Annotated in this window: 18 protein-coding genes; 10 read left to right on the top strand and 8 right to left on the bottom strand. The window is 71.7% G+C overall.

Annotated features, from left to right (window positions below):
- The first annotated feature begins 4 nt into the window (after positions 1–4).
- The 7 genes from ACIOC1_RS21515 (at position 5) to ACIOC1_RS21485 (ending at position 5,191) form a co-directional block, all read left to right on the top strand.
- Entirely contained in the window at positions 5–274 is a 270-nt protein-coding gene (locus tag ACIOC1_RS21515; protein ID WP_355338956.1) for a hypothetical protein, read from the top strand.
- Entirely contained in the window at positions 271–666 is a 396-nt protein-coding gene (locus tag ACIOC1_RS21510) for a helix-turn-helix domain-containing protein (RefSeq protein ID WP_401856066.1), read from the top strand. The genes ACIOC1_RS21515 and ACIOC1_RS21510 overlap by 4 nt, the downstream gene beginning before the upstream one ends.
- A gap of 102 nt (positions 667–768) precedes the next feature.
- Entirely contained in the window at positions 769–1,308 is a 540-nt protein-coding gene (gene uraD / locus ACIOC1_RS21505) for a 2-oxo-4-hydroxy-4-carboxy-5-ureidoimidazoline decarboxylase (protein ID WP_401856064.1), read from the top strand.
- Positions 1,305–1,682 carry a hydroxyisourate hydrolase gene (gene uraH / locus ACIOC1_RS21500; RefSeq protein WP_401856062.1) on the top strand — a complete coding sequence of 126 codons (378 nt, stop codon included), beginning with the start codon at positions 1,305–1,307 and terminating at the stop codon, positions 1,680–1,682. The genes uraD and uraH overlap by 4 nt, the downstream gene beginning before the upstream one ends.
- A 5-nt stretch (positions 1,683–1,687) precedes the next feature.
- On the top strand, positions 1,688–2,626 hold the full coding sequence (pucL, locus tag ACIOC1_RS21495) for a factor-independent urate hydroxylase (protein WP_355338965.1): 939 nt from the start codon (positions 1,688–1,690) through the stop codon (positions 2,624–2,626).
- Between the two features lie 11 nt (positions 2,627–2,637).
- The gene (locus ACIOC1_RS21490; protein ID WP_391049466.1) at positions 2,638–4,008 is read left to right on the top strand and encodes an 8-oxoguanine deaminase; all 1,371 of its coding nucleotides are present in this window, start codon (positions 2,638–2,640) and stop codon (positions 4,006–4,008) included.
- Between the two features lie 391 nt (positions 4,009–4,399).
- Positions 4,400–5,191, top strand: a complete 792-nt coding sequence (locus tag ACIOC1_RS21485) for an SDR family oxidoreductase (protein WP_401856110.1) — start codon at positions 4,400–4,402, stop codon at positions 5,189–5,191.
- On the opposite strand, the gene ACIOC1_RS21480 is transcribed toward ACIOC1_RS21485, so the two are convergent.
- The 3 genes from ACIOC1_RS21480 to ACIOC1_RS21470 all read right to left on the bottom strand — a co-directional run bounded on the left by ACIOC1_RS21480 (position 5,172) and on the right by ACIOC1_RS21470 (position 8,151).
- Positions 5,172–5,660, bottom strand: coding sequence for a GNAT family N-acetyltransferase (locus tag ACIOC1_RS21480; protein WP_391163609.1), 489 nt, complete (start codon positions 5,658–5,660; stop codon positions 5,172–5,174). The two genes, ACIOC1_RS21485 and ACIOC1_RS21480, sit on opposite strands and share 20 nt — an antisense overlap.
- A gap of 76 nt (positions 5,661–5,736) precedes the next feature.
- Positions 5,737–7,356, bottom strand: coding sequence for a malate synthase A (gene aceB, locus ACIOC1_RS21475; protein ID WP_355338974.1), 1,620 nt, complete (start codon positions 7,354–7,356; stop codon positions 5,737–5,739).
- Between the two features lie 129 nt (positions 7,357–7,485).
- Complete coding sequence (locus tag ACIOC1_RS21470) at positions 7,486–8,151, bottom strand: NTP transferase domain-containing protein (protein WP_401856060.1); 666 nt, start codon at positions 8,149–8,151, stop codon at positions 7,486–7,488.
- A 118-nt stretch (positions 8,152–8,269) separates the two neighbouring features.
- On the opposite strand from ACIOC1_RS21470, the gene ACIOC1_RS21465 reads away from it, so the two are divergent.
- Together ACIOC1_RS21465 and ACIOC1_RS21460 are read left to right on the top strand one after the other, a co-directional pair.
- Positions 8,270–9,988 carry a hypothetical protein gene (locus ACIOC1_RS21465; RefSeq protein ID WP_401856058.1) on the top strand — a complete coding sequence of 573 codons (1,719 nt, stop codon included), beginning with the start codon at positions 8,270–8,272 and terminating at the stop codon, positions 9,986–9,988.
- A gap of 72 nt (positions 9,989–10,060) precedes the next feature.
- Positions 10,061–10,378, top strand: coding sequence for a DUF5955 family protein (locus ACIOC1_RS21460; RefSeq protein ID WP_355338983.1), 318 nt, complete (start codon positions 10,061–10,063; stop codon positions 10,376–10,378).
- Between the two features lie 79 nt (positions 10,379–10,457).
- Here the strand turns inward: ACIOC1_RS21460 and ACIOC1_RS21455 are convergent, their stop codons facing one another.
- Positions 10,458–11,234, bottom strand: coding sequence for an IclR family transcriptional regulator C-terminal domain-containing protein (locus ACIOC1_RS21455; RefSeq protein WP_391049472.1), 777 nt, complete (start codon positions 11,232–11,234; stop codon positions 10,458–10,460).
- Positions 11,235–11,459: 225 nt separating this feature from the next.
- Here ACIOC1_RS21455 and allB point away from each other — a divergent pair, with 225 nt between their 5' ends.
- Positions 11,460–12,821, top strand: a complete 1,362-nt coding sequence (gene allB / locus ACIOC1_RS21450; protein WP_391049474.1) for an allantoinase AllB — start codon at positions 11,460–11,462, stop codon at positions 12,819–12,821.
- Positions 12,822–12,895: 74 nt separating this feature from the next.
- On the opposite strand, the gene ACIOC1_RS21445 is transcribed toward allB, so the two are convergent.
- The 4 genes from ACIOC1_RS21445 to ACIOC1_RS21430 are packed head-to-tail and all read right to left on the bottom strand — an operon-like array spanning position 12,896 to position 17,486.
- Complete coding sequence (locus ACIOC1_RS21445; protein WP_355338992.1) at positions 12,896–14,251, bottom strand: GH1 family beta-glucosidase; 1,356 nt, start codon at positions 14,249–14,251, stop codon at positions 12,896–12,898.
- 19 nt (positions 14,252–14,270) lie between these two features.
- The gene (locus ACIOC1_RS21440) at positions 14,271–15,140 is read right to left on the bottom strand and encodes a carbohydrate ABC transporter permease (protein WP_355338995.1); all 870 of its coding nucleotides are present in this window, start codon (positions 15,138–15,140) and stop codon (positions 14,271–14,273) included.
- Positions 15,133–16,131 carry a sugar ABC transporter permease gene (locus tag ACIOC1_RS21435; protein WP_355338998.1) on the bottom strand — a complete coding sequence of 333 codons (999 nt, stop codon included), beginning with the start codon at positions 16,129–16,131 and terminating at the stop codon, positions 15,133–15,135. Before ACIOC1_RS21435 ends, ACIOC1_RS21440 begins: the two co-directional genes overlap by 8 nt.
- 11 nt (positions 16,132–16,142) lie before the next feature.
- On the bottom strand, positions 16,143–17,486 hold the full coding sequence (locus ACIOC1_RS21430; protein WP_401856055.1) for an ABC transporter substrate-binding protein: 1,344 nt from the start codon (positions 17,484–17,486) through the stop codon (positions 16,143–16,145).
- Positions 17,487–17,493: the final 7 nt, after the last annotated feature.

The following is a 17,493-nucleotide window of genomic DNA, read 5'->3' as shown; positions in this document are numbered from 1 at the left end:
CCTGGTGAGACTGAGGCTGGAATTCACGACCGAGCCGTTCGATCTGGACGAGCCGCCCGAGCACGCGGTGGTGGCCCGTGAGGTGGTCGAGGGCGCGTCGCTCGACGCGGTGGACGTCGGCCCGTTCGGCAACACCGCCGAGGGCGAGGCCGACGCGGTCGTCGCGTCCGTCGCGGAGCTGCTGCGGCGCACGCTGGCGGCGGGCGCCACCCGGGTGTCGCTCCAGGTCAACGTGGTCGCGGCGGCCGGGCGGGCGCAGGAGGACGGCAAGTGACGGGCACCGGGGGGCACCCCTTCGCCGCGGCGGTGAAGCCGCTGGTGGACGCGATGGGCGCGGAGATGGTCGCGCCGCACGAGGCGCGCGGCGACGACGTGGTGCTGAGCTGGGAGGGCGAGGAGGTGGTGGCCGTCCGGCTGCCCCATCTGGCCGACTCCCTCGACCACCTGCTGGCCGACCTCGAACGCCGGCACGGCTCGCTGCCCGCCCTGGGCCGCAAGGACAAGCAGACCGTCGTCCGCATCCTGGAGGAGCGCGGCGCCTTCTCCGTGCGGCACGGCGTGGAGACCGTCGCGTCCGCGCTCGGCGTCAGCCGCTTCACCGTCTACAACTACCTGAACAGGGAGAACGCCCTGAACAGCGAGAAGAGTGCCCGCGAGAGCGAGTGACCGGCCGTTGTTTCCTCTTCCGTCCGCTCCCGGACGGCTTTGTTACCGGAAGTTTTCAACAAACTGTTGACGTCGTACGGCGGCGGCTCTTAGCTTGCGACTGTGACTTCCAGCGCATCGCCGGGTCTTTCCCGGCTCAATGAGGCCACCTCGTCAGCGGCGTCCGCGCTGCTCCACGAGGTGTGCGCCAGTACGGCGTGGGACGCCGCGCTGGCCGCCGGACGGCCGTACGACCGCCTCGACGACCTGCTCGCGGCGAGCGACACCGCCATGGCGGCGCTCACCGCGGGCGACCTCGCGCAGGCGATGGCCGGACACCCGCCGATCGGCCGCCCGACCCCGGGCGACGCCACGTCGGCGCGGGAGCAGAGCGGGGTCGGCGCGGCCGAGCGCGAGGAACTGCTCGCGCTCAACCTGGCTTACCAGGACGCGCACGGCCATGTCTTCCTGATCTGCGCCACCGGCAGGACCGGTGAGCAGATGCTGGCCGCCCTCAAGGAGCGGATCGGCAACGACGCGGACACCGAACGCGAGATCGTCCGCGCCGAACTGGGAAAGATCAACCGCATCCGGCTCACCCGCCTCGCCGGAGCCGGCGCCGGAGCCGCGCGCGAGGCCGCGTCCGAAGGAGATCCCTCATGACCGACACGTCGGTGTCCACGCACATCCTGGACACGAGCGTCGGCCGCCCGGCGGAAAGCGTGCCCGTCCATCTGTCGGTGCGCGCCTCGTCCGGCGGGATCTGGTCGCTGCACGGGTCGTCGAAGACCGACGGCGACGGCCGCTGCAAGGATCTCCCGGCCCTGCCGGAAGGCACCACCCACGTACGGCTGCACTTCGACGTGGAGCCGTACCTCACCCGCCAAGCCAACGCACAGCAGGACGCCCCCCGCGCAAGGGACAGCGGAGCTTTCTTCCCGGAGGTGGCGATCGTCTTCGCCGTCAGGCCGGGCGAGCACTATCACGTACCGCTGCTGCTCAATCCGTTCGGCTACTCCGTATACCGAGGGAGCTAGCACCGATGACCGCCACTTCCCGCCCGTCCCACCCGGTTTTTCTCGGCCAGAACCAGTACGGCAAGGCAGAGAACCGTGTCGTAAGGATCACCCGCGAGGGCGGCACGCACCACATCAAGGACCTGAACGTCTCGGTCGCGCTCTCCGGCGACATGGACGACGTGCACCTGTCCGGCTCCAACGCCAACGTGCTGCCGACCGACACCACCAAGAACACGGTGTTCGCCTTCGCCAAGGAACACGGCATCGAGTCCGCCGAGCAGTTCGGCATCCACCTCGCCCGGCACTTCGTCACCAGCCAGGAGCCGATCAAGCGGGCGCGGATACGGATAGAGGAGTACTCCTGGGAGCGGATCGCCGCCTCCGAGGCGGGCTCCCGCTTCATCGGCGCCGACGAGATCCAGCACTCCTTCGTCCGCAAGGGCCAGGAGACCCGCACCACCGAGGTCGGCTACGACGGCGAGAACTGGCAGGTCGTCTCCGGCCTGAAGGACCTGGTGGTCATGAACTCCACCAACTCCGAGTTCTGGGGCTTCGTCAAGGACGAGTACACGACCCTCAAAGAGGCGTACGACCGCATCCTCGCCACCGAGGTCACCGCCCGCTGGCGGTTCAACTGGACCAGCGACGAGCGGCGCGCCCCGCAGTGGGAGAAGGCGTACGGGCAGGTCCGCACGGACCTGCTGGAGGCGTTCGCCGAGACGTACTCGCTCTCGCTCCAGCAGACCCTCTACGCGATGGGCTCGCGGGTCATCACCAGCCGCTCCTACGTGGACGAGGTCCGGCTCTCGCTGCCCAACAAGCACCACTTCCTGGTCGACCTGGAGCCGTTCGGCCTCAAGAACGACAACGAGGTCTATCTCGCGGCCGACCGTCCGTACGGCCTCATCGAGGGCACCGTGCTGCGTGACGGCGCCGAGCCCCGCATCCCGGTGACGGACTGAGAGGCACCACCATGAGCAACCGCATCGTCATCGAGAACTGCGGCGTCGCGACCGTCGACGCCGACGACACCGAGTACGCCACCGGGCACGTCGTCGTCGCGGACAATCTGATCGAGTCCGTCGGAGCGGGCCCCGCACCGGCCGGTCTGGAGAACGTCACCCGCCGGATCGACGGCACCGGACACCTCGTCACCCCCGGCCTGGTCAACACCCACCACCACTTCTACCAGTGGATCACCCGCGGCCTCGCCCAGAACAGCAACCTCTTCAACTGGCTGGTCGAGCTGTACCCGACCTGGGCGCGGATCGACGAGCGGATGGTCTACGCGGCGGCCTCCGGCTCGCTCGGCGTGATGGCCCGCGGCGGCGTCACCACCGCGATGGACCACCACTACGTCTTCCCGCGCGGCGCGGGCGACCTGCTCGGCGCCGAGATCCGCGCCGCCGCCGAACTGGGCGTGCGCTTCACCGCCGCCCGCGGCTCGATGGACCGCGGCGAGAGCGACGGCGGACTGCCGCCGGACTTCGCCGTGGAGACCACCGAGGGCGCGCTGCTCGCGACCGAGGAGGCCATCGACACCCACCACGACGCCTCCTTCGGCTCGATGCTGCACATCGCCGCCGCGCCCTGCTCGCCCTTCTCGGTCTCCACCGAACTGTTGCGCGAGGCCGCGGTGCTGGCCCGCCGCAAGGGCGTCCGGCTGCACACGCACGGAAGCGAGACGGTGGAGGAGGAGAAGTTCTGCCACGAGCTGTTCGGCATGGGCCCGACGGACTACTTCGAGTCCACCGGCTGGCTCGGCGACGACGTGTGGATGGCGCACTGCGTCCACATGAACGACTCCGACATCGCCGCCTTCGCCCGGACCGGGACCGGCGTCGCGCACTGCCCGTCGTCCAACGCCCGGCTCGCCGCGGGCATCGCGCGGGTGCCCGACATGCTCGCCGCCGGGGTCCCGGTCGGCCTCGGCGTGGACGGCACCGCGTCCAACGAGTCCGGTGAACTCCACACCGAACTGCGCAACGCCCTGCTCATCAACCGCCTCGGCGGCGGCGAGAAGGCGCTGAACGCCCGTCAGGCCCTGCGCCTGGGCACGTACGGCGGCGCGCGCGTGCTCGGCCGTACCGCCGAGATCGGCTCCCTGGAGGCCGGGAAGCTCGCCGACCTCGTGCTGTGGAAGCTCGACGGCATCGCGCACGCCTCGATCGCCGACCCCGTCGCCGCGCTGGTCTTCGGCGCGGCGGCCCCGGTCACCCTGTCGCTGGTCAACGGTGTGCCGGTGGTCGAGAACAACCGGCTCACCCGCGCCGACGAGGACGCCATCGCGCGGCTGACCAGGACCGAGGCGCAGCGCCTCGCGCGGATCGCGGGCCTGGCGTAACACCGTAGGCACCGCCGCGAAAGCGACCGGTCGGGGAGGGACGGCCCCCGACCGGTAGCCGGACCCTGTCCTGACACGGGTCCGGCGACACCGCCCCCGGACCGTGGGACCACGGTCGGCCCCGCGGCTCCGGGGGCGGCGTCTCCCCGAAACCACGGCCCGCACCCCGCCCGCACCCCGGCGCGCCCACCGGGCCGGGCGCCACGGCGGGTACGCGACGACCTCCCGCTCCGCGCCGTTTACTATGCGTTCAGCCGGACGTCCGCACCCCGCCGGGTGCGGGGCGCGACAGGCAGGATTCCGCCACAGCCAGAGGTGAGCGCCCGTGAGCCCGACCGAGCCCGTATCCGCCGAAGGCTCCGCCGCCGAGCCCGCCACGGGGGCCGTCACCCTGGTCACCGGCGGCACCGGCACCCTCGGCCGCGCGCTGGTCGACCGGCTGCTCGCCGCCGGCCGCCCGGTACGCGTGCTCAGCCGCGGCCCGCGCGGGGCCGACGACGCGCGGCCGTACGAGTGGGCGGTCGGCGACCTGCGGACCGGCGTCGGCATCGACGGCGCGCTCTTCGACGGCGTCGGCACGATCGCGCACTGCGCGACCACCAACGGCCGCGGCGACGTCGAGGCCACCGAGCGGCTGACCGGAGCGGCGGTGCGCGCGGGCGGCGACCCGCACCTGGTGTACATCTCGATCGTCGGCGTCGACCGCGTCCCGCTCGGCTACTACCGCGCCAAACTCGCCGCGGAGACCGTCGTGGAGCAGTGCGGGCTGCCGTGGACGGTGCTGCGCACCACGCAGTTCCACGACCTGGTGGCCCGGCTCACCGTCGCGCAGCGCCGGCTGCCCGCGATCCTGACGCTGTCCGGAGTGAGCTTCCAGCCGGTCGACGTCACCGAGGTCGCGGACCGGCTCGCGGACCTGGCCGGAGGCGAACCCGTCGGCCACGCACCGGACTTGGGCGGTCCGCAGATCCGCAGCGCCGCCGATCTGACCCGCGCGACCCTGCGCGCGGCGGGCCGCCGCAGGCTCGTCGTACCGCTGCGGCTGCCCGGCGCCCTGGCGGGCGCGCTGCGCGCGGGCGGCAACCTCACCCCCGATCACGCCGACGGCCGGATCACCTACGACTCCTGGCTCGCCGCCCGCACCCCGCCGAGGAAGCCGGGGATCACAGCGCCCGGTGCATGATGTGCAGGCCGACATAGCCCAGACGCGGATGCCGGAACCCCTCGGGGACCGTACCGATCACCCGGAAGCCCAGTGACTCGTACAGCTTCACCGCGTACGTGTTGGACTCCACCACGGCGTTGAACTGCATGGCGCGGAAGCCCTCGCGCTCCGCCCAGCGCAGCGCCTCCTCGCACAGCGCGCGGCCCGCACCGCGGCCGCGGTGCGCGGGGTCGACCATGAAGCTGGCGCTGGAGACATGGGCGGCGTTGCCGCCCTGGTTGGCGTTCATCTTGGCGGTGCCGAGCACCGTGCCGTCGTCGCCGACGGCCACGACCGTCCGCGCGGGCGGCGCGAGCAGCCAGTAGTCCCTGGCCGTCGCCTCCGGGATGTCCGTCGGATAGCTGAAGGTCTCCCCGTCCGCGCAGATCCGCCGCAGGAACGGCCAGATCAGCGGCCAGTCGGCCTCGGTCACATCACGGATGAGCATGCGGAGCAGCATGAACGGCCGCCGGCGCCGGGTGCAAGCGCGTTTCGGCGCGGCGGCCGTTCCCGGGCGCCGGGGCTCAGTCCGCCAGCAACTCGTAGGCGGGCAGCGTCAGGAAGTCGACGTACTCCGCGTCGAGCGCCGTGCGCAGCAGCAGCTCATGGGCCTCGGTCCACTTGCCCGCCGCGAACGCCTCCTCGCCGATCTCCTCGCGGATCGCGGCGAGTTCGTCGGCGGCCACCCGCAGCACGAGGTCGTGGGTCGCTTTCTCGCCGTTCTCGAAGACGACCCCCGCGTTGATCCACTGCCAGATCTGCGAGCGGGAGATCTCGGCGGTGGCGGCGTCCTCCATCAGGTTGAAGATCGCCACCGCGCCGAGGCCGCGCAGCCACGCCTCGATGTAACGGGTGCCGACCTGCACCGCGTTGCGCAGCCCGTCGAAGGTCGGCTTCGCGTCCAGCGAGGCGATGTCGATCAGCTCGGCCGCGGTGACGTGCACGTCCTCGCGCAGCCGGTCCTTCTGGTTCGGCCGGTCGCCGAGGACCGCGTCGAAGGAGGCGCGGGCGATCGGCACCAGGTCGGGGTGCGCGACCCACGAGCCGTCGAAACCGTCCCCGGCCTCACGGTCCTTGTCCGCCCTGACCTTCTCGAACGCGACCTTGTTGACCTCCGCGTCGCGCCGGGACGGGATGAAGGCGGCCATCCCGCCGATCGCGTGCGCGCCGCGCTTGTGGCAGGTGCGCACCAGCAGTTCGGTGTACGCACGCATGAACGGGGCCGTCATCGTCACCGCGTTGCGGTCCGGGAGCACGAAACGGGCGCCGCCGTCACGGAAGTTCTTGACGATGGAGAAGAGGTAGTCCCAGCGGCCCGCGTTCAACCCCGAAGCGTGGTCGCGCAGTTCGTACAGGATCTCGTCCATCTCGTACGCGGCGGTGATCGTCTCGATCAGCACGGTCGCGCGCACGGTGCCCTGCGGGACGCCCACGTAGTCCTGCGCGAAGACGAACACGTCGTTCCACAGCCGGGCTTCGAGGTGCGACTCGGTCTTGGGCAGGTAGAAGTACGGGCCCTTGCCGAGGTCGATCAGCCGCTGGGCGTTGTGGAAGAAGTACAGGCCGAAGTCGACCAGGCCGCCGGGGATCTGCTCGCCGTCCACGGTGAGGTGGCGTTCCGGCAGGTGCCAGCCGCGCGGGCGCATCACGACGGTGGCCAGGTCCGCCGGGTCGCCGAGCGCGTACGACTTGCCCTCGGGGGAGGTGAAGTCGATCCTGCGCTCGTAGGCGTCGATCATGTTGACCTGGCCGCCGATGACGTTCTCCCAGGTGGGGGCGGAGGCGTCCTCGAAGTCGGCGAGCCAGATCCGCGCACCGGAGTTCAGCGCGTTGATGGTCATCTTGCGGTCGGTGGGGCCGGTGATCTCCACCCGGCGGTCGTCGAGCGCGGCGGGCGCGGGGGCGACCCGCCAGTCGCCGTCCCGGATGTGCGCGGTCTCCGGGAGGAAGTCGAGGGTGCCGGTGCGGGCGATCCCGGCGCGCCGCTCCTGGCGGCGGGCCAGCAACTCGGCGCGGCGGGGCGCGAAACGGCGGTGCAGCTCGGCGAGGAACACCAGCGCCTCGGGGGTCAGCACCTCCTCCGCGCGGGGGACGGGCCCGGCGGCCTCGGAGACGACGGCCGGAGACGGCGCTGATGCGGACATGCTGTCACTGCTCCAGAGTGCGAGTGTGTCTGGCGCCCGCCGGGGTGCGGGACTGGCACCGGGTGCCAGGGCCGGTCCGAGGTACGGGCGGTTCTGCAAGGTGGAGTATAGATTTCACAGTGCGGAAGTTCAACGCTTTGTGGCACGGGGTGCAGCCGCAGGCTCCGCCGGGTCCGGGGCGGGCCGGAGAAGCCCCAGGTCGGCGGGGGTGTCGATATCGGCCGGGTCGCCGATGTCACCGCACTCCACGAGCACGGTGTGGTCGGCGTGCTCGCGCAGATACGTACGCGCCCCGCGGTCCCCGGTGGCGCTGCCCGCGACCCCGGCCCAGCGGGCGCCCCCGATCAGCACCGGGTGGCCGCGCCTGCCGTCGTACACCGCGGAGGCCAGGGCCGACACCAGGGCCTCGCCTCCACCGGCCGCCGCCAGCACGCGGGCGACGGCCGCCGCGCCCACGCCGGGCTGGTCCACCAGGCCGATCAGCGCCGCGGCCGGGGCGTCGGCCGACGCCGCGAGCGAGGCGAGCCCGGCCCGCAGCGAGGAGCCCATGCCCTCCTCCCAGCGCGGATTGCGCACCACCACGCAGCCGGAGAGGTCGGCGCGCTCCACCACCTCGTCGGCCGCCGCGCCCAGCACCACGTGCACCGGGCCGCAGCCGCCCGCGCGCAGCACCCGTACCGCGTGCTCCACCAACGGCCGCCCCTCGTACGGCAGCAGCGCCTTCGGCCGCCCGCCCAGCCGCCGCCCGCCACCGGCCGCCAGCAGCAGTCCGGCTACCTCGCCCTTTGTGTGCATAACTCCTGCATACCGTGACGGGACCATGGCCGAACAGGCCGCGGTCGGCGTGGCGTGTTCCGGTATCGTCGGCGTGGGGGCCGGAAGGGGCGGTGACCGGCCGAGGGAACGGGGACTGATGGGCGCTCAGCACTTCCAGCCGCTGACGGCCGAGGATCCGACCGGCGTCCCGGGCTACCGGATCAGCGCGCGGCTCGGCGGGCGCGTCTACCTCGCGCACGCGCCGGGCGGCATACCGGTCGCGCTCCGCCTGATCGACCGGCTCCCGCCCGACGTCCACGCCCTGCGGCAGGTGCACGGGCCCTACGTCGTCCCCTTCGTCGACGGCGGCGCCGACGACTCCGGCGCGGGCCCCTGGCTCGCCACCGCCTACGTCCCCGGCCTCTCGCTGCGCACCGCCGTCACCACCACAGGGCCGCTCCCCGTCCCCAGCGTCCTGCGGCTCGTCGCCGGAATCGCCGAAGCGCTGCGCACCATCCACCACCGCGGCCTCACCCACGCCGCCCTCACCCCCGCCCACGTCCTCCTCGCCGCCGACGGCCCCCGCGTCAAGGACTTCGCCCTGACGGGCGTGGCCGCATCCGATACGTCAGCCGCCGCGTCGTCGGCGAGCCGGACGGTGCCCGCGGGCGCCGCGGAGGGCTCGCCCGCCCAGGGACCGGCGCCCGTCTCGCTCATGGGGGAACACGTCGCCGACGAGCCGCCCGCCGCGGCGGCGTTCCTGGCGCCCGAGCAGGTGGCGGGGAAGGCCGGGGGGCCCGCGGCCGATGTGTTCTCGCTGGGGCTGATCGCCGCGTACGCGGCCGTCGGAGGGGCGGCCGTCGGGGGCGGGGAGGCGGATCTCAACGAGCTGCCGGGGGAGCTGCGGGAGATCGTGACGCGGTGCCTGATCAAGGACCCCGCGCTGCGGCCGTCGCCCGCGCAGATCATCGCGATGTGCGCGCAGGCGGCGCCCGACGCGTCGCGGCGGCGGGCGGACCGGTGGCTGCCGCCCGCGCTGCTGGCGGCGATCGTTCCGGCGATGCCGCCGCCCGCGCCGCCGATACCGGTGGCGCCGCCGACCGGGCATCCGGGATCGCTGCACTACGGGTGGGCGCGGCCGAGCGCCGGGCACGTACCGTACCGCCCCCACCTGCCGCACTTGCCGCACCTCCCGCGCCCACCCGCCCGGCGCCGGGGCGGCACCGTCCTGGCGGCGGTCGCCGCCCTGGCGGTCGTGGCCGCCGTCGGGGCCGTCCTCCTCGACCGCTCCGACGACGACCACCGCGCGAGCGGCGCGTCCACCGCCTCCACCGCGCCCGCCGCGGCGCCCACCACCTCGCCGCCGGACTCCGGCGCAGGAGGCGGGGACGCGACCGGCGCACCCGAGCAGCCGAGCGGCACCCGTTACGCGGGCATACGGCTCCCGGCGGGCTCGGGCCTGTCGCTGACCCAGGACCCGCCCGTGGTGCTCCCCGGCCCCTTCACCGGGGACATCGGCTTCACCCCGGAGCCCGAGGCGTTCGGCACCGACCCCGCCCACGGCACCGTCGCCCTGCTGGACCCGGCCGCGCCCGACACCCTCGCGGGCTGCCGCGGCGCCGCCGCCGCAAGCCCTTCCATCCCGCGGGACTCGGTGAGCGCGGGCTCGCGCGTGTGCGTACAGTCCGCCGACGGCACGGTCGCGCTGGTCGTCTTCCGCGCGCTGACGCCGAAGGGCGCTCCGGCACCCAGTGCCAGTCTGGACGTCACCGTGTGGCGGACCGAGGGGCGCAGCGCCGAGGCCAACCAGGACGGCATTCCAAACCCACAAGCGCTCGGCACAGTGAATTTGGCGCATTTTTCGAAGACCGTATAGCGCGACCGGCTTCGCTTCGCGTTAACTGATCGGCCCCGGAGGCCACGTCGGAGAACCGGGGGCGGAGTGGGTGTGAGGCAGAAGTACGCGCTGGGGGAGACACAGGTGGTCAGTGCGCCGGGGGCGGCGGAATTACGGGCGGCGGTGGCTCGCGTTCAACGGGAACTCGCGGCGTATCGCCCGGCGTTGCCGGACCGCGCCGTCGCGGAGGACGAGCTGGCCGTCCTGGCCAGGCTCGCCGCGCAGCCGGCGCCGGCCGCGATACGCGACGCCGAGGCCGTTCGGCACTCTCTTTTACTCGTCGCCGCCGCTCTCGGTTCGGTCAGCGCCCTGACCGAACCGCTCGCGGAGCTGCACGAAACGGTGGAGCGCGCGACGCCGACGTGCTGACCGTGCGGGTGCCGTTCTTCGCGGGTGCCGCCCGTGCGTGGGCCGGTCCCGGTCCATGGACGGGCGGAGGCCGTGCGCCTCAGGAGGACGGCGACGGCGCCGTCGTGGTGGCCAGGGCGAGCGACAGGGCCTGGGCCACCTCGTGGAGGACGGGGATGATCTTGTCGGTGGCGGATTCGGTGACCCGGCCGGCCGGGCCGGAGATGGAGATGGCGGCGGCGGTGGGGGAGTCGGGGACGGTGACGGCGAGGCAGCGGACGCCGACCTCTTGTTCGTTGTCGTCCACGGCGTAGCCCATCGCGCGGATGCGGCCGAGTTCGGTGAGGAAGTCGTCCGGGTCGGTGATGGTGCGGTCGGTGGCGGCGGGCATGCCGGTACGGGCGAGCAGGGCGCGTACCTCCTCCGGGGGAACGTCGGCGAGCAGGGCCTTGCCGACGCCGGTGGAGTGGGGGAGGACGCGGCGGCCGACCTCGGTGAACATCCGCATGGAGTGGCGGGAGGGGACCTGGGCCACGTAGACGACCTCGTCGCCGTCGAGCAGCGCCATGTTGGCGGTTTCGCCGGTGGCCTCGACCAGTTCGGCGAGGTAGGGGCGGGCCCAGGTGCCGAGCAGGCGGGAGGCGGTCTCGCCGAGGCGGATCAGGCGGGGGCCGAGCGCGTAGCGGCGGTTCGGCTGCTGGCGGACGTATCCGCAGCTCACGAGGGTGCGCATCAGGCGGTGGATGGTCGGCAGCGGGAGCCCGCTGCTGGAGGACAGCTCGCTGAGCCCCACCTCGCCGCCCGCGTCCGCCATGCGCTCCAGCAGGTCAAAGGCCCGTTCGAGGGACTGGACGCCCCCGGCGCGGTCAGCAGACACGTGCGATCCCCTCGGCAAGGTCGGCGTTCGTCGGCAATCATGGCGGTGCGGCGGTGCGGCGGTACGGCAGTGCGCGAAGGCGTCGGCGGCCAGGTCACCAGTCGTGCCGACGGTGTTGCGAAATGCGGTTTCCGCTCTGCGGAAGCTTACACGCCCTTGACGGTGTGCGGGATCTTCCTGCACATTGCGTTTCAACGAATTGTTGAAGGTGTGGTGGGAGGGTACGTGAAGGACGCGGAGGAACTGATCCTGCGCTCGCGGCGCGTCGTGACGCCGGAGGGCGAACGGCCCGCGGCGGTCGCCGTCAGCGGCGGAGTGATCAGCGCGGTGCGGCCCTACGAGACCCCCGACCCGGCCGGTGCGCGCGTGGTCGACCTCGGCGACGACGTCCTGCTGCCCGGCCTGGTCGACACCCACGTGCACATCAACGACCCCGGCCGCACGGAGTGGGAAGGCTTCGCGACGGCCACCGCGGCGGCTGCGGCGGGCGGCATCACGACGCTCGTCGACATGCCGCTCAACAGCGTCCCGCCGACCACCACCACCGCGCATCTGACGGTCAAGCGGGACACCGCGCGCGGCCGCGTGCACACCGACGTCGGCTTCTGGGGCGGCGCCGTCCCCGGCAACGTCAAGGACCTCCAACCCCTGCACGACGCGGGCGTCTTCGGCTTCAAGTGCTTCCTGCTGCACTCCGGCGTCGACGAGTTCCCGCAGCTCGACCCGGCCGAACTGGAGGAAGCCCTCACCGAGTTGACCCGGTTCGACGCCCTGCTCATCGTGCACGCCGAGGACCCGGGGCTGATCGACGGCGCCCCGCGGCGCGGCGGCCCGCACTACGCCGACTTCCTCGCCTCCCGGCCGCGCGCCGCGGAGGACACCGCCGTCGCCGGTCTGATCGCGCTGGCCGAGCGGCTCGGCGCCCGCGTCCATGTGCTGCACCTGTCCTCCTCCGGGGCGCTGCCGCTGATCGCCGCGGCCAAGCGCGAGGGCGTCCGCGTCACCGTGGAGACCTGCCCGCACTTCCTCACCCTGACCGCGGAGGAAGTCCCGGACGGGGCAACGGAGTTCAAGTGCTGCCCGCCGATCCGCGAGGCCGCCAACCAGGACGCGCTCTGGCGGGCGCTGGCCGACGGCACCATCGACTGCGTGGTCTCCGACCACTCGCCGTCCACCGTCGACCTCAAGCGCAAGGACACCGGCGACTTCGCCGCCGCCTGGGGCGGCATCTCCTCGCTGCAACTCGGCCTGCCCGCGGTCTGGACCGAGGCCCGGCGCCGCGGCCACACCGTCGCCGACGTCGCCCGCTGGATGTCCGCGGGACCCGCCCGGCTCGCCGGGCTCACCGCCAAGGGCGCCATCGCCGCGGGCTACGACGCCGACTTCGCGGTCCTCGCCCCCGAGGAGACCTTCACCGTCGACCCGGCCCGTCTGCACCACCGCAACCCGATCACCGCCTACGCGGGCAGGACCCTGCACGGTGTCGTACGCGGCACCTGGCTGCGCGGCGAGCGGATCGCCGACCACGGCGCGGTGACCGGCGAGCCCGTCGGCCGGCTCATCGAACGGCCGGCCGACGGGAGTTGAGACCCCGTCAGGGGCGGGCGCGCTGAAGGGGTGCCGCATCCCCGGGACGGCACCCCTCATCCGCGACCGCGATCTCAGGCCGCGCGCCGCACCCGGCGCCGGTGGGCGGCGATGATGTCCGCGTAGCGGCGACCGCTGCCCTTGATCGTGCGCTTCTGCGTCGGGTAGTCGACGTGCACCAGACCGAAGCGCTTGTCGTAGCCGTACGCCCACTCGAAGTTGTCCAGCAGCGACCAGGCGTAGTAACCGGCCAGCGGCACCCCGCGGCGGACCGCCCTGGCGCAGGCGGCCAGGTGCTCCTCCAGGTAGGTGGCCCGCTCCGGGTCGTCGACCTGTCCGTCGGGACCGACGGTGTCGTGGTAGGCGGAACCGTTCTCCGTCACGAAGATCCGGCTCGCGCCGTACTCCTCGGAGAGCCGGACCAGAAGCTGCTCCAGGCCGTCGGCGTTGACCTCCCAGTCCATCGCGGTCCGCCGGACGCCCGGCAGGTACACCGACTTGGCGTACGGCGCGGGGCCCGTCGGGTCGTCCGTGATGACATTGCGGAAGTAGTAGTTCAGACCCAGCCAGTCCAGCGGAGCGGCGATCGACTCCAGGTCGCCGTCCTTGATCGGCAGGTCCACGCCGTACAGCTCCACCATGTCCTGCGGGTAGCCGCGGCCGTGGATCGGGTCCAGCCACCAGCGGTTGGTGTGTCCGTCCGCGCGCCGGGCGGCGGCCACGTCGGCGTCGCGGTCGGTGGCGGGCTCGCACGGGCTGAGGTTGTTCACGATGCCGATCCGCAGATCGGAGTGGGCCGCGCGCAGCGCCTGCACGGCCAGGCCGTGGCCGACGTGCAGGTGGTACGAGGCGCGGACCGCCGCCGTCAGGTCCGTCCAGCCGGGGGCCATGGTGCCCTCCAGGTGGCCGATCCACGCCGAGCACAGCGGCTCGTTGAGCGTCGCCCAGTCCTTGACCCGGTCGCCGAGCGCCTGCCCGACGACGGCCGCGTACTCGCCGTACCGCTCGGCGGTCTCCCGCTCGGGCCAGCCGCCCCTGTCCTGCTGCGCCTGCGGCAGGTCCCAGTGGTAGAGCGTGGCGTTGGGCGTGATGCCCGCTTCGAGCAGGGCGTCGACCAGCCGGTCGTAGAAGGCGAGTCCGGCGGCGTTGACGGCGCCGGAACCCTGCGGGATCACCCGCGGCCACGCGATCGAGAAGCGGTAGGAGTCGAGGTCCAGGGCGCGCATCAGCTCCAGGTCCTCGGGCCAGCGGTGGTAGTGGTCACAGGCGACGTCGCCGGTGTCGCCGCCCGCGACCTTGCCGGGGGTTCGGGAGAAGGTGTCCCAGATGGACGGGGCCCGGCCGTCCTCGTCCACCCCGCCCTCGATCTGGTAGGCGGCGGTGGCCGCGCCCCAGACGAAATCGGCGGGAAGAGAGCTGAGGTCGTTCACAAGCAGCCTTTCGGTGGGGTCACTTGACGGCGCCGGCGGTGAGCCCGGCGACGAGGTAACGCTGGAGGAGGAGGAATCCGGCGACCACCGGCACACTCACCACGAGCGACGCGGCCATGACCTGGTTCCAGTACACGTCGTTCTGGCTGGCGTATCCGCGCAGACCCACGGCGAGTGTCCTGGTCGAGTCATTGGTCATGACGGACGCGAAGAGCACTTCGCCCCACGCCGTCATGAACGCGTAGACGCACACGGCGACGATGCCGGGGATGGCGGCCGGCACGACGACCCGGAACAGCGCGCCGAGCGGGCCGCAGCCGTCCACCTTCGCGGCCTCGTCGAGGTCGCGCGGGATAGAGTCGAAGTACCCGACCAGCATCCAGATGGAGAAGGGGAGGGAGAAGGTCAGATACGTGATGATCAGGCCGAGCCTGCTGCCGTAGAGCTGGATGCCCGTGCTGTTCCCGATGTTGACGAAGATCAGGAACAGCGGCAGCAGGAACAGGATGCCGGGGAACATCTGCGTCGACAGCACCGTGACGGTGAAGAACTGGCGGCCGGGGAAGCGGTAGCGGCTCACGCCGTACGCCGCGAAGATCGCGATGACCACCGAGAAGAGGGTGGCGCTCACCGACACGATCAGCGAGTTCATGAAGTAGTGCCCGAGCGGCACGGTCTTCCAGATATCGACGTACGGCCGCAGGGTGAGGCCGTTCGGTATCCAGTGGAACGTGCCCTGCACGTCCTGCAACCGCTTCAGCGACGAACTGAGCATCACGTACACGGGAGTGAGCACGAAGAGCAGCAGCAGGGTCAGAACGACCCGGCGGGTCCACAGGAAGGACTTCGGGGAGGCCATCGGCGACGGCTGCACGGGGATCCTAGGCATCGACTTCCCGCTTCCGTGTGAACAGCAGGTAGAACGCGGTCACCACGAGCAGGAAGAGCAGCAGGAGCACGGACATCGCCGAGCCCGAGCCGAAGTTCCAGGTGATGAAAGACGACTGGTAGATGTGGATGGAGATCAGGTCGGCCGCGTGCGGTGCGGAGTTGCCAAAGAGCACGAACGGCGTGTTGAAGTCGTTGAACGTCCACAGGAAGAGCACCAGGACCAGTACCTGGTTCACCGGCCGCAGCGACGGCAGGGTGATCTTGCGGATCTGCTGCCAGATGCCCGCGCCGTCCATCGCCGCGGCCTCGTACAGCTCGCGCGGGATGTTCTGGAGACCGGCCATCAGGCACAGGAACGCGAACGGCCAGGACTTCCACACCGACACGATGACCAGCGCCCAGAAGCTGTTGTCACCGATCAGCCAGAACGGCTTGTTGGAGGTGAGGTGCAACTGGTCGTGCAGTACGTGGTTCACCAGGCCGGTGTCCTGCTGGAACATGAACGCCCAGGTGATGACGGCCGCGTAGACCGGCAGCGCGTACGGCACCAGGAAGATCGCGCGCATGATCGCCCGGCCGCGGAAGGCGTCCTGCATGAGGATCGCCGCCGCGGTGCCGATCAGCCAGGACAGGCCGACCGACAGGACGGTGAACATGACGGTCACCCAGAACGAGTGCAGCAGCGCCTCGCCGACGGGCTGGTCGAACTTGACCGCCACGCGGTAGTTGTCGAGACCGGTCCAGGGCGCGCTGCCCCAGTCGCGGATGAAGAACTGGGTGAGCCCTTTGAAGCTGATCACGATGCCGACGACCATCGGCACCAGGTGGATCAGCAGTTCCAGGATCAGTGCGGGGAAGAGCATGAGGTACGGCACGCCGACGCGGCGCAGCCGAGCGGGAATACGCGGCCGGAGCCGGCCCCTTCCGACGGGCTTGCCGTCGGAGGGGCCGGCCTCGGGAGCGCTCCGAGGAGGGGCAGTGGCAGTCATGGAGCCGATCCTTAGGAAGCGGGCATCTGCTGCTGCGCCTTGGTCAGCGCGGCCTTGACGGAGTCGGTCGAGACGTCCTTGCCGGCCGCGGCGTCCGCGAACAGGTCCTTGACCGCGGTACCGACCAGGGTCTCGAACTGGGCCTCGTTGGCGACCTGCGGCAGCGGGGCGGCGGAGCTGCCCAGCACGCTCGCGAGGGTCTTCAGGTCCGGGGTCTGGAAGGCGGGGTCGCTCTGCGCGGCCTTGACCGGCGGCAGCGAACCGTACGTCGAGTTGAGGGTCTTCTGCTCGGCGTCGCTGGTCATGAAGTTGACGAACTTCAGGGCGCCGTCGATGTTCTTGGAGTTCTTGAAGACCGCCATGTTGATACCGGCGACCATCGAGGTCACACCGGCGTCGCCGGTCGCGCCCGCCTGGAGGGTCGGGACGGGAACCACGCCGTACTGGTCGGGGTTCATGCCGTGCGACTTGATCGAGGTGGCGGCGGACTGCCACATCATCATCGCGGCCTTGCCGGTGGCGAAGTCGGTGATGGTCTGGTTCTGCGCGTACTCCGCGTTGCCCTTCGCGGCGATCTTGTCCTTGGCGATGAAGTCGACGTACTGCTTCACCGCGGCGACGTTGTTCGGGGTGTCGAAGGTCGCCTTGCCGGACGCGTCGAACCAGTCGGAGCCCCGCTGCTTGGCCAGCACGAAGGCGTGGTGGATGTTCTCGGAACCGTTGCCGCCCTCGACCGCGAGGCCGTAGTGGCCGTCCTTGGTGAGCTTCTTGCCGTCGGCGACCAGTTCGTCCCAGGTCTTGGGCGGGTTGGCTATGCCGGCGTCGGCGAACATCTTCTTGTTGTAGTACAGGCCGTACGCCATCGAGTACAGCGGCACCGCGGCCGGGTCCTTGCCGGCCGCGCCGGCGGCGGCGATCGACGCGGGCGCGAACTTGTCCTTGCCGCCGATCTTCGCGAAGGTCGCGTCGTCGAAGGGCAGCAGGGCGCCGGTGGCCTGGAGGGAGGCGGACCAGGTGTTGCCGATGTTCAGCACGTCGGGACCCTGGCCGGAAGTGGCCGCCGCGAGGATCCGGTTGAGCAGGTCGGACCACGGGATGACCTCCAGCTTGACCTTGATGCCGGTCTGCTGGGTGAACTTGGCGAGTTCGGGGGTGAGCACCTGCTTGTCGTTGTCCAGGCTGGTGCCCTGGTTGCTGGCCCAGTACGTCAGCGTCTTGCCGCCGCCGCCGCCACTGGTGCTCTTGCCGCCGCTGCCGCTGTCGTCCGAGCCGCCACAGGCGGAGACGGTGAGACCGAGCGCGGCCACGAGGGCAGTGGCCGCGAGGAGTCTGCTGGAGGTGCTGGAGGTGCGCATAACGGGT

The sequence above is a fragment of the Streptomyces sp. NPDC088197 genome (assembly GCF_044741185.1).
Lineage (GTDB): Bacteria > Actinomycetota > Actinomycetes > Streptomycetales > Streptomycetaceae > Actinacidiphila.
The sequence above is the reverse complement of the archived record's forward strand: the minus strand, read 5'-3'. Positions and strand labels throughout refer to the sequence as shown.